The 13,409-nt window shown below is 64.8% G+C and carries 2 protein-coding genes; both read right to left on the bottom strand.

Features of this window, described 5'->3' with window-relative positions; all coding sequences use genetic code 11:
* Window positions 1–67: 67 nt before the first annotated feature.
* Window positions 68–421, bottom strand: coding sequence for a hypothetical protein (locus tag QE438_RS15970; RefSeq protein WP_306994229.1), 354 nt, complete (start codon window positions 419–421; stop codon window positions 68–70).
* Window positions 422–423: 2 nt separating this feature from the next.
* Window positions 424–13,095, bottom strand: coding sequence for a DUF6531 domain-containing protein (locus tag QE438_RS15965; RefSeq protein WP_307184082.1), 12,672 nt, complete (start codon window positions 13,093–13,095; stop codon window positions 424–426).
* Window positions 13,096–13,409 lie beyond the last annotated feature (314 nt).

The raw sequence follows: 13,409 nt of genomic DNA, 5'->3' as shown, positions 1-13,409 counted from the left end.
TCGCTTGCCTGCTCGATCATCTGCCTACGGAATCTTTCCGAGTTTTGTTAGCGACTCTAACTCGAGACTAATAGCCCACCATCTTCATGGTCTTCTTTCCAAAGTCGTACACCCGCGCCACCTTCGCGCCCGCGCTGAGTAACTGACCTTTTGCTAGGCACTCAACCAAGCGCTCAAACGGTGCACCTTCAAGCGAACTGTCCAACGACAGCCAAAAACGAAGATCGCCCGCATCTTCGTCATCAACCATCGCTATCTCGATCTGCGTATCTCCGCTCTCGGCTGTGAAATAAACTCCTTCAATATAGTTTTCGCTCTCCCGCTGCACAAAATCCTTCACGCCTATTGCACTGTAAGCGCGGGACGCCGCATCCACAATGTTGCTTGCACCGGGAAAATCGAAAAACAGATCGGCGTACATATTTACGGCCTCACGATGATTGCAGGATGGTCTGGGATACTCCCCGGAACAAACCCACCAGGTGTTACTTTTCGGCCCAGCTCAATCTGCCAACGCGAAGACCAATCCTGAAGTGCAGGATAGTCCCGAAGAATCGGCTTTGGATGAACGAAGCCCGGAATGTTCGGCGAAGTCTTATAGGCATCGGTAAGCTTCGCGCTTTCGATGAAAAAGTCGATGTCACTCTTTGGGCTGAAGGGCGTGCCAGTCTTGAAGCTAGAGCCTGTGACAGAGCTTCCGCGCACACCAATGACCGCGTCATCAATCCCACTATCACGGAGCGCGCTATGTAGCTCATCCACCGCCCTCTTGAACTGCCCAACTGATTCAAACCCAAGTGGCGTAGTTCTTGCAGCGCCGTTGATAGGCGTTGCGTTTAGAACACCCCCCAGGTCCCCGACAGCGCCGATCTGTGCTCGCAGACTACCAGAAGCCGGCCCCTCCAGAACGTCCTGGAGAAGCTGTCTACCAGCGCCCCATGCCGCCTTGCCGAAGGTGACCGCATACGGCGCCAGTTCACCCAATCCTGCGCCCGCAGTGCCGAAGGCCGCGCCGACACTCACCTGCTGTTTTTTCGCTTCCCAGTAATCCGGTTCAGAGACTGGCGTTGCGATCTGACTCGCTGCGCCGATCGCTGCGCCCGTACCCAGTCGTCCCAGAAGCGTGGACGGGGCAACGCGGCCCGCTGTCACGACCGCAAGCGGGACTTCCGACGCTTCCGCTAAGAAGCCGCCCCAGACGGCCTCGGGCCTTCCCAGCTTGAGGTTTTCCATTGAGCGCTGAGTTTCGTCAATCTCTCCGGCGGTCCTTTCTGCGTTGTACCCATCTCCAACAGCGTTGTAGTAGAACTGTTTCACGCCAAGCCACTGCAGCTCGAACGAGCCCCCTGCGCCAACCAGGACGGCCTGCGTGGTCGTCAGCTCCCTGGCGACTGCCTGCGCCGCCTCATCATGAGCCGCGACTTGCGCAGCAATGCTGTTGGCCAAACTGGCCCTGTAGAAAGCGACATCCGCTGGATCCGGTGTGGCCCGCACACTTTGGAGGTCGGTGATGTTCCCGTCGGTTATAAAAATTTCCAGTGGGGGCTTGCCGTCATCTGCCAGATCCGCATCCGTGACGCCTACCGCGCGCAGGCTGCCGTCTGGTAGGCGGTTGTAAAGGGTGCCATTCGCATACACCTGCTGCGCAGCGCCGCCGCCACCCAGTGCCGCCAACGCATACGCCTGCGAATAGACTCCATCGTTCCCCATGCTTTGCGAGGTATCGGCCAGCCTGTCGCTCTCCGCCAGCGCCTGTGCCGCGTTGGCGCTGTACCGACCCGCCAGCCCACGCGCCAGCATGTTACCGAAGGCATCCGCAAACACCGCTCCGTAGTCGACGTCATCGCCAATGAGCGCATGACGCAGGTTGGCGCTGACGACGCCGCCAGTGATACCGCCTACCAGCTCACGCCCTGCCTGGCCGCTTCTTGTGGTCAGGTCCAGCCCGAGGCTGGACTCCACTGTTGGTACGATCGCCTGTGTGATCCCTGCGCTGGCCACGCTGGCCGCCACGGACTTCCAGCTGAAACTGGCATCGTTGCCAACAATACGATTGGCGACGTAGGCGCTGACATTACCTACCGCTGCCGTGGTCATGGCGGCCGCGGTGGGCGAACTAGCCAACGCGGTTGTGCTTAGAGCCCCTGAGGTCAAAGAGGCGCTTACTCCATAGCCCGCCGCGCCAGTGGCAGCGCCAACAGCGACATTGCGCCAGCTGAAGCTGGTCTGGCCGATGGCACTTCCCACCGCCTGGCTGGCCACAGATCCGGCCGCACCAGCAGTGGCCCCGACAACGACTGCCTCGCCGGTACTCAGCGCGGCGGTGCTGGCCGCACCATAGAACGCACCGGCGGCCGCACCCGCGGTAAAGTAGGTCACCACGACCGCCACCACCACCATGATGATGGTCCCCAGCGTGCCGCAGCCGCTCTCGCTGGGTGGGGCGATGTAGGGCAACGACGGCGTCGTCGGCCCGATCGCCTCGGCCGGGTCGAAGGGCTTGAAGGTGGCGGCATCGTTGCCGCTGACGCGCACCTCGGGCACGGTCAGGCGCGAGCCGGCCACCAGGTCTGCATCGCCGTCCAGCGCGTTGGCATCGGCCAGCACGTACCACAGGTTGGCGTTGCCGTAGATGCGCTGGGCGATCCCGCGCAGCGTGTCGCCCTGCTGCACCAGCACGCTGCTGCTGCCCAGGCCTTCGCTGTCCTGGTAGGGCGTCATCACCCCCAGTACGTCCACCTTGCCGTCGTAGCGCCCCGAGGCCACGTACTGGCCGTTGTTGTACACGTAGACCTCGGTGCGCAGCTTGGCCTGATCGCTCTGGCCCTCGGTGCGGCGCAGGATGTTGCCGGCCTGGTCCAGGCTGAAGATCCGCACGCGGTCCTCCACGCCGGTACCGGGCGTGCGTTCGCGCACCGACTCCAGCTGGCCCCACACGTCGTAGGTGCTGGTGCTGTTGCTGGTCTTGTAGTTGCTGTTGCTGCTGGTACCGGTGACCGTACTGGTCAGGTAGCTCTCGGCCCCCTGGTAAGTGGTGCGGTAGGTGTGGGTATACCCTTCCGGCGAGCTGGCGCCGCTGCCCTGCTCGTTGCGCAGCACCTGGTAGCGGTAGCCGCGCAGGCGGCCTGCGCTGTCGTAGCCGATGGCGGTGTTGCCGGCCTGCTGATAGGTGGTCGTGGTCAGCAGGCTCAGGCCTTCGAACCCGTTGTCCGGCAGCGGGTTGCCTTCCTCATCCTCCTGCGGGTCCAGGCCGCTCTGCGGGATGCCGTAGGCCAGCTGGTCGATCAGCCTGCCGTCGGCGTCGTAGTGGTTGACGTCGATGTGCTTGGCCGTACCGTCGTCGGCGTACTGCCGGCGCTCGGTCACCCGGCCGGCCGCATCGTAGGTGCTGGTCTCCAGCACCCGCCACACGTTGTCCGGCAGGGCCTGCAGCACCTGCACCAGGCGACCCTGCGGGTCGTAGCTCAGCTGCTGGCGCTTGACCACGCCGTTGTCGTAGAACTGCCGGAACACCGCGCGGCCGGCCTTGTCGTAGGACTGGGTGAAGCTGGTCGCGTCGTTGGCCGCCACGATCTGGCCATTGGTCAATACACCGTTGCTGACGGTGACGCGGTTCTCGCGGTCGTAGGCGAACCAGTAGCTCTTCTCCATGTTCAGCGCGCCGCCCTGGCCCTGGGCCGGGTAGGTCCACTGCACATCGTCCACCCACAGCGGCTCGCCGGGGCGCTTGTTCGCGCTGATGCCCACGGCCATATAGGCCGCGCCGTCGGGCACGACGGTGTTCACCACCTCGGACTTCTTCCACTCCCCACCACTGCCGCTGTTGATGAGCGTACCGCCCTTCCAGGAGTGGTCTTCGCCGCCAGGCAGCATGTTGCCGTTGGCGTCGTACCAGATGATCAGCACACGGGCCGACGCCTGGCCTTTCTTGGAAGCACCCTGCTGGATCTGGGCGCTGGCGCTCACCAGCTGGCCAGGCACGACCGCGACGCGCTTGTTGTTAACGATGCTCTGCGGACCGTTGTAGGAGCCCTTGAACTCCGCGCTCCAGGTACCGGTGTTGGCGTCGGAGCTGGGCTCCTGCTTGATCGACCAGCCCTCGCCCAGCGTCCAGCCGCGATTGCCGTCCTCGAAGCCCGCATTGGTGGGCTGATCGCCATCCGGGTTGAAGGCGCTGCCCACCTCGACCACGCGTCGGTTGCCCACCGCGTCGTAGCCGTAGCGCACATCCAGGATGCGACGGCCCTGCAGCAGATCGTCCTGGACAACCTCCACGATGCGGTTGTGCGCGTCGTAGGTGGTCGTCGTGCGGGTGTGCAGCGGCTCGCCCGCCGTGTCGGTAGTGCTGGTTTCCTCCTGGACCCGGTTGCCGTCCTCGTCGTAGGCATAGCGCGTCCAGTCGTCGGTGCCGTTGGAAGCATCGATCAGACTGACGCGGCCCCACTCGTCGTAGTAGTAGCGACGCTCGCCGGTGCGCACTGGCGGTTCGGACGGTTCGCCCGGGTCATCCGGATCGGGGTTGTCAGACACCATGGCGGCGCGCGCCTGGCCACTGACCTGGCTTCCGCGCTGATCGCTGATCGAGATGGAGATCAGCTGACCGCTGTCGGGATCGTAGACGTAGTCGTAATCCACGCCCGAGAGATCGTTGTGGTCGATCACGCGGTTGTAGGCGTCGTACTCCCAGGTCTGCTCGTCCAGGCGCACGGATTGCCCATCGCGATCCTCGACCCAGGTGCCCGTCCCGGTGCCTCCGGCCAGCGTCGGATCGGCCAGCGCATTGGTCTGGCGGATGCGGTTGCCACGCAGGTCGTAGGCGTAGGTCGTGACCACGCCAGTGGCCGTGGTGCTGCGCAGCAGGTGGCCCTGGCTGTCGTAGGCCGCATGGCTGACGTTGCCGAGGGCATCGATCGTGGCCAGGCGGTTACCGTCCTCGTCCAGGACGTAGCGCTCGGTGGCCTTGGTACCGTCGGCCTGGTTGGTGCTGACCGAGACGATCCGGCCAGCCTGGTCGAACAGGCGTTCGACGAAGCGCGAGGAGACCTGTTCCAGGGTCAGGGCCTGCCGGCCCAGCGCATCGTAGTAGTAATAGCGCACGCCGCCATCGGCCGCCTGTTCGCGGGTGAGGCGACCTCCGCTGTCATAGTCGTACTGGCGCCGGTTGCCGTTGGCGTCCTGCGTCCCGATCAGACGACCTGCGGCGTCGTAGAACCACGAGGTGACCGCGGGCTGCGTGCTGCGCGTGCCGTCGGCGGCCACGACCACCTCGGCCGTGTCCTGGCGCTGTACGAGTTGGTCTGCCTCATTATAGAAGAAGGTGGTCCAGTTGCCGCGGCGGTCCTGCGACGCGGTCAGGTTGCCCCAGCGGTCGTACACGCGGGTCGGTTCGGAGTACTCGGGTTCCGAGTAGGAAGAGGGCTTGGACTCGTGCACCACCCTGCCAAGCTTGTCGTAATCGTAGGTGATCTGGACCTGGTTCAGGGACGTGTCGCCCTCGCCCAAGCGCAGTGTGTAGATATCGGCGGTGCGCCGGTTGGCCGAGTCGTAACTGAAGTTGTGCCATGCACCGGACTCATTGCTGCCAGCCAGATTGCCGCGGCTGTCGTAGCGGTACTGGAACGCGTAGGTGTCCGCGCCGCCGCTGGCCTGGCCCGTGGGATCCTTGGCCACGATTTCGCCGAAGCTGTTGTAGGCAACACGCTGGCCGGCTTCCAGGTCGCCAAGTCCGGAAGGATCCTGGCCCGGCATGCGCCGATAGGTGGACGTCTGCAGCTGCCTGCCGCTGGCGTCGTAGGCGTATACGGTGGTGACCACCGCACGCTCCCCGCTTTCCTGGGTCAGCCCGCGCTGTTCCTGGACCACATGATCGGCCGCATCGAACTGGCGCACGATGACCGCGCCTAGTGCGGTGCGCTCCCAGACGTTGCGCCCCTGGGCGTCGTAGCGAAACCGCTGGACGACATCCTGATCGGAGGCAGTTGGCCCGCCGCTTCCCGAAATCCCCAGGGCATAGGCACGGGACTCGACCAGGTTGCCGAATGCGTCGTAAGCCATGGTGGCGTACGGCGAGCTGGTGGTCTGACCGGACGCGGGGTCCGCGCCGTTCGGCGTCACCACGACGGTCCGCGCCGCCTCCTTGGTGGAGGTCATGCGCCCGAGCGCGTCGTAGGTAAAGGCCACGGCCGCGCCCTTCACCTTGGACTGCAGCAGGCGGTCCTCGTTGTCGTAGCTGAAGGAGTTGACCAGCTCCTCGACGGCCGTCGTGCCCGTCTTGTTCTGCGTATGCCGCTCGACCGTTTCGGAAATTTTTCGTCCCGCCGCATCGTAGGTATAGCGCGTGGTGCGGTCGTAGCCGGTCGACTCATCGCCTGACCAAGGCGTGGACGGGAGGTAAAGCTTTTTATCCTGGTAGTTTTCTTCAACGACCCGCGCGTCCTCCGTCTTTGAGGCCAGCAGCCCGTTCGCCGTGTACCTGAACCTCGTCAGGTAGTTGCCAGGATCAAGTCGTGCGACTTCCTGACCGGCCGCGTCGTAATAATGATAGGTCGAGGCCCAGCTGCCATACCCCATATCGGAGTAGCCATCGTCCCAGCCGTTGACATCCAGCGCGACGGACTCACGCTGCACATTGCCGTAGCCATCATAGGAATAGACGGTGCGCGATGTGGCGTCGTAGGAGAGGTAGGACGAGACCTCATCAGTCTTGTAATTGGCGGTCAGGACCTCGGATTTGCGACCGGCACGATCGTAAAGCGTGTAGAGATGGCGGTCGTCGCTGGACGAGAGGCCCTGCAGCGTCTGCAGAAGCGCCGCATCGATGGGTTGTCCAGACGTTGCCTGAACCAGCTGCGCATGGCGGGTCATCCGCGACTGCTCGCCAAACGCGTTGTAGGCATACGAGGTCACGCCCCCGCTCTGATCGATCTCGAACTGGAGCAGGCCGCGCGCGTCGTACGTCTTGTAGGCGTAGAAGCCGCGAACATCCTTCTGCATGACGGCCTGGCCGAGCGCGTCGTAGTTGACCTCGATCGTGGGCTGGCTGCCCGAGGCGACGAGATTGCCACTGGCGTCCAACTTGCCGGCATCGGGGAAGATGGTCCTGATCTGGTGGCCGCGATTGTCGTACTCGTAGCGGGTGATGCGCGGATGCCCGCCATCGGCATCCTCGACCAAGGCGGTCATGTTGCCCTGCGCGTCGTACTCATACCGGGTCGCAACGCGCCGGGTCACGGAGGTGACGTTGCCATCGCGGTCGACCTCGGCCACTGCGACGGGCGGGCCGATCTGCGCGGTGCGGCGCCCACCCGCATCATATTCGTAGTTCCAGGTGGCGCCCGCGCGGTCCTGGTACTTGACCATGCGTCCGGCGCCGTCATAGCTGAAGCGCTCGCTGCGCCCCAGGCCATCGGTCTTGGAGAGCACACGGCCTGCGGCGTCGTAGGAGAAGGACGTCGCAACGAACTGCGGCGCATCGCCCAGTGCCGAGCGGATGCCCTGCTCGGTGTAGGCATCCGCGGTGGGGACGAAGTTGAGGTAGGTCTTCGTCTGGACAACACGCCCGGCCTCGTCGTAGATCGATTCGGTCACCGCTCCCAGGGCGTTGACCGCGAAGCGTTGTCGACCGGCGGCGTCGTAGACGTACGAGATCTGATGTGTGGCCGGGGCGGCCATCGTGCCGAACTGACCGTACTGGCCATAGTCATCAATTGCCTGGGAAAGCCGAGACGCGATGTCGCTTTCACTCAGAGACCCGATCGAAGAGTTCCTGTCGTCGTAGGCCCAGATGGTGACGCCGTAAGTCACCTCCTTCTGCAGGCTTCCATCCTCGGCATACACATACTCCTTGACCGCGACTTGCCCGTCATCGACGTAGCCGGACAGCCAAACCGACGTGCGTGTCAGCTCGTAGCGCACACGGCCAAGCGAGTCCCGCACTGTGCCCGTCTCCCTGTACTGGCCCTCATAGAAGTACAGGACGGGCCCAATACCCTCTTCCAGGCCCTGCGCCAGGTAGTCGCGGATGGTGATCTCGCCGCTGGAGGTCGAGATGGTGTTATCGAGGTAGGCGAGCTGCGCATAGCGCTGCACGCTCGCAACGCGGCCGTAGGTATCGTAGAAATACCTGGTGACGCCACCTGCGGCATCGACGGTTCCTTCGAGGCTTCCGTACCCGTTGTATGCGTTCCATTGCACGATGTCGTGCGCGCTGTCGAACACGAGGCTGGCGTCGAGTGAGGCCTTTCCCTGTGCCAGTTGGTCCACCAATGCGCTGGTCAACGTGAGCGCGTGCGCAAGCCGCGTCGTCTTGAACAGATAGCCGCGCGCGTTGTATGCCAGGAGCGTCACGCCACCCGCGCCATCGACGGTCATCGTCGTGCGCCCATCGCCGTCCAGAACGCGCAGGCTCAACTGGTCGTGCTGGTCGTCACGACCGGTCAGTGCGGCGATCTGGGACGCGCCCATCTGCAGCGGAGCGCCATCCAGACTGATCGAGGAAGCGTAATGCCGCTCCCCCACCTTCCGGCCCGCGGCGTCGTGGTAGTACTCGACCACGCCACCGTCGGCGTGGACTTCGAAACGCAGTCGCCCCGCGCCATCGTACGCGTAGCGCGTGGTGCGACCGCTGGCATCGGTACGCGCCACGACATTGCCGTCCGCATCGTAGACGTAGGCCGTGACCAGATTGAGCTTGCCGGCCGCCTCGGTCTGCTTGGTGCGCCTGCCCGCACCGTCGTACGTATAGCTGGTGGTGCTCGCCGACGCCGTACCCGCCGCCGTGGTCACGCTCAGCTGCCTGCCGAGCTCGTCCCAGGTATAGGTGGTGCGCAGGGCCAGGCCGTCGGGATCGACCACCGATTCGAGGAGCTGGCCGCGCGTGTCGTAGCGGTAGCGCGTGATCGTACCGCGCGGATCCTGCACACTGAGGGCGCGTCCCAACGCGTCGTAGGTATAACGGGTCTCGAGGGCGAAGTGCGGCTCCGAAGACGGCATCTGGTTCGGGTCCGGATTCCCGACGCCGTCCGGATCCTCAACCGTCCTGACGACCCGGCCAGCGTCGTCGTAGTCGTAGGCGCTGACGACACCGTCGCGGCTTCGCACTGCAACGCGTCCCAGCGCATCGTAGGACACCCACTCGGCGTCACCCTCGACGGTCTGGCGATGCGTCTGACGGCCATCTTCGTCATAACCGAAATACGTGATGCGACCGTCGTCGGAACTGGTCAGCTCTCCGTAAGCGTTGTACTGCCAGGTCGAGACCACGCCTTCCGCGCTGGTTTTCGTGACGGTCAATCCGAGATCGTCGTACTTGAAGCTCGACGCGTTGCCAAGCGCATCGGTGGACTCGAGCGTGCGGGAGAACGCGTCATAGAGGAAGTGCTGGCTCTGCCCGATGCCATCGACGATCCGGGTGGTCTGGATCAGCCTGCCATCCCGATCGTACGCGCGCTGCGTCACCACGCCCGAAGCGCTGGTCGTTTCGACTACCCGACCGAAGGCGTCGAACTTGCTGGACGTCGTCAGGTTGAGACGGCCGGACGCCGCATCCTCGATGACCTTGGTCTGCAGGCCGCGCTTGTCGTACTCGTAGCGTGTACTGGTGGACCGCGATGTCCCGGAGGCCGAATCGACCTTGATCAGCTGGCCGAAGGCGTCGTAGGTGCTCTTCTGGCTGACGCCCAATGCATCGATGGTCTCGGCGACCTGCCCGTCCCGCCGGCGACGCCACTCGATACGCGAATCCTGGCCGGAGGCATAGACGAGCGTGCTCAGCGCGGACTGGACGCTGTCGCGACTGCCGGGAACCGCGACCTGGAGGCGCCCGGCGTAACGCAGCTGGGTGGCCGTCTCGCCAAAGGCGTTGTAGCTGAACTGGGTCACCTCGACCTCGGCGTTCTTGACGCCCGTCGAGCCGGACATGCCGTTGGCCTGGTAGGTCAGCAACCCGCGACTGTCATAGAAGTACCAGGTCGCCGATCCATCAGGGCGGGTGGTCTTGACGCGCCGTCCGAGCGCGTCGTATTCATGGCGGATGGCATGGGCATCGAACACCTGCGCCGCCTCCTCGGAGGAAGCCGCCGCGACTGCCGCATTGCCGACGCCGTCCAGCTCAGCGGTCACTTCACCGAACGCGTTGTAGGCGGTGGTCGCCGTGCGCTTGATGCTGCCATCGCCGCGTTCGACGCCCAGCACGCGCCCGGCCGCGTCGTAGCGATAACGCGTCGTCAGTCCTCCCTGGTCGACCGACACAGACAGCAGTCCACGGTCGTCGTACTGTCGCCGCTCCTGGCGGTAGACCTGGCCGTCGGCGTAGGCCGACACGTTCGAAAGGATCTGCGCCCAATCCGAGGCCCTGACCTGGGCTGCGGCGGCGTGGTAGTAGCGCCGCGTGGCCCGGCTGTTGCCGGCCTCATCGTAGATGTACTCGGTGACGTAGCCCTCCGGATCCAACTCGCCGATCAGATTGCCCCGGCGATCGTAGAACCAGCGCGTCGTCTGATCGGCGGTGTCACTGGCCGGACGCAGTGCATCCAGCGTCCCGGCCGCGCGCTGCGTCGCATCGGTGGCGACGGCGTAGCGGACCTGCTGCACGCGGCGGCCGGCCGCGTCGTAGGCGTACTCGCTCAGATAACCCTCGGCATCCAGGGTGCCCACCAGCGCTCCGGACAGATCGTAGAAGTTCCGCGTCGTCCTGGCCGCGGAGCCGGTGCCCTCGCTGGTTCCCGACAAGCGTCCGAGCCCGTCGTAGGTGTACAGGGTGGTAGTGCCGATGGCGTTGGTCTGCTTGTACAGCCTTCCCGCCTTGTCGTAGAAGGAAAGCGTCGTCCGGTCCTGCTGCGCATCGCGCACCAGGGTCGCATCCAGATCCGACCAGTTCTCAGCCACCTGGCCGTCAACGAGCCAGTCGCTGGTGGTCACCAGGTTGGCGTGATCGGTCGTGCTGACGACGCGGTCCGCGCTGTCGTACTGATAGGTCGTCGTCTGCCCCGCCGTACCGACCTTGGCGATCACCCGCCCCTTCTCGTCATAGAACCAGTAGGAGCGTCCACCCAGCGCGTCTTCGCTGGCCCGCAGCTGCCCTTGGGCGTCGTAGTAGTAGTGCTCGCTCCGCGTGTCGGCCGACGCCTGGGCATCCTGCCTGATGCTGCTGACGGTACGCCCGGCCGAATCCTGGACGCTGATCTGCGTTGCGCTGGCGCTGCTGGACAACTCGATGCGCTGCTGCGAATCGAGATAGGCGTAGCCGGAGCTCTGGCGGGCCGTCAAGACGCCATTCGCGTCGCGCTCGTACCGGGTCGCAGACACCAGTCGGCCCAGGCCGTCATAGGTGTAGTCCACCACATTGGTCAGATACTGGGACGCGGCATCACCGTTGGCACCCCTGACCGTCGCGGAGCGCCTCAGCTGCCCTTGCGCGTCGTAGGTGGTCGTCGTGATTTCCGTGGCGGCGTCGACGATTCCCGTCCCGGCCGAGTCAACCTTGGCGAAGGCCGTCGCGCTCGCCAGGCGACCGGCGGGGTCGTAGGCGAACTGGGTCAGTCCAGACTCGGCGAGGTGGCTGGATGAGAAGGCGGACAAGGCCGTTTCGCTGAAGTCGCTGCCCGTATAGGTCGTCTGAACGAACTGCCGCATCGCCGAGCGTTGACCGACGCCGGCGCCACTGGAGGCATACACGAACTCGGTGACGCGCCCCTGCGCATCGACGGTGAAGCGAAGACGATCCTGTCCGTCATAGGCATAGCGGACGCGGCTGGCGCCGGACACGGGGGGCTCGGCGGCGCTGAAGTCCGTCGCTCCCGGCGGGTAACGCGTCTCGGCGAGCAGCTGATTGTGGGCCGAATAGCTCCTGACGATGATCGCGCCGCTGGCATCGCTTTCGCGGATCACATTGCCCGCGCTGTCGTAGGTGTAGCTGACCTTGGTCAGCGTTTGGGACCCGCGGCGTTGCGTGGTGCTGAGCAGGTTGCCCTTGCCGTCGTAGGTGTAGGCCGTGCTGTCGCGCTGCCCGTCCGTTGGCGGTGCGAGCACCTCCAGCAGCTGGCCATTGGCATCGAAGCGATAGCTCCAGGCGCGACCGGCGGCATCGGTCACGGTCGTCAGGCCGGACTCGTAGCTCAGGTCGTATCTGACGGCCGCGGTGCCCTCGCCCGTCGTGACGCTCGCCACCTTCCCATCGGCGTTGTAGGTATAGCTCAGCACGACGCCGTCGCCCTGCCGGATGCTGGCGATGCGCAGGCTGCTGTCATCGACGTAGCGGTACTCGGTCCGGAACAGGTGCCCGTCGTTGGTCGCTTCAGACGAGGCGTTCCAGGTGTTGTCGGTCGCGAGTTCCGGGGTCAGATCGGTGGTGACCGCACTGAGCCTGCCTTGTGCGTCGTACTCGTAGAAGGCGAACGTCCTGAGCTGACCGCTCTCTCGGGTGCCTGCGCTGGCCAGCCTGCCGTTGTCGTCGTATGAAAAGAGCAGCGCATCGGCCTGAGGGTCTGCGCCGTCGGAAGACACGGCGGCCACGCGGCCTTGCGCGTCATAGACAACATCGAAGTGCGCCGGCTGCGAGGCATCGTCCGTTCCCGCCAGGATCTTGATCAGGCGTCCTTGCGCGACCGGATCCCGATGATCGGCATAGACCTCCTGACGCCGGCTGCTGCCCTCGGTGAAGCGCCAGGTCGACGACGATGCATCCCAGACCAGGCTGTCATGGGCACCAGAGCCCTTCGTGCTGATGTAGGTGCCGCTGTTCGCGTCGTACTGGAACTCGCTCGCGCTGCCGTCGCCTTGTTGAAGGACCACTTTTGACGAGGCGGCGTTCAGCGTGCCGGTGAGGGCCACACGGCGCTCGAACCCGGTGATCCAGGCGTCGCCGCCAACGTCGGACAAGGTGCCTTGGCTGTTGTAGGTCCGGTTCAGGCCAACCGACAGGCCGCGGAATTGCAGGATCTCGTCGGCGGCCTGCAGGACCAGATTGCCGGTGGCCACGTTCAGGTATTGCCTGTCGCGCCCCTGCCCCAGCACGCCGGAACCTCCAAGGCCGCCCCCCAGCGTGCCCAGCGAACTCCCGAACAGTCCCAGCCCATTCCCCGTGAAGACCGCAACCATGCCCTGCTCCTTTGCCCGTGTCCATGCGGCCAATCCGCCGCTTCGGATGTAATTCCCGGGGAGCAGAAATTTGTTTAGCCCGTTTCGCGCGCTTTCCTCATCCGGTCTCGGCGGCCGAGTGCTCATCTGGAAGGCACTGCGTCAAAGGGGGCCGAACGACACGTTCGCCTGACCCACCCGGCCGGGGTCGTCAGACGCGCGGCCAGGCCCTCAGACGCCCGGAATCGCCTTGCGAAGACGCCGGGGCGCCGCCGCCCCCCGTGGGAGCCTGGAGGACGTCGGCGGCAAACCCTTTCGCCCCAACTACGCCTTCT

The organism is Pseudoxanthomonas sp. SORGH_AS_0997 (genome assembly GCF_031453535.1).
Lineage (GTDB): Bacteria > Pseudomonadota > Gammaproteobacteria > Xanthomonadales > Xanthomonadaceae > Pseudoxanthomonas_A > Pseudoxanthomonas_A winnipegensis.
This window is presented reverse-complemented; position numbering and strand designations above follow the sequence as displayed.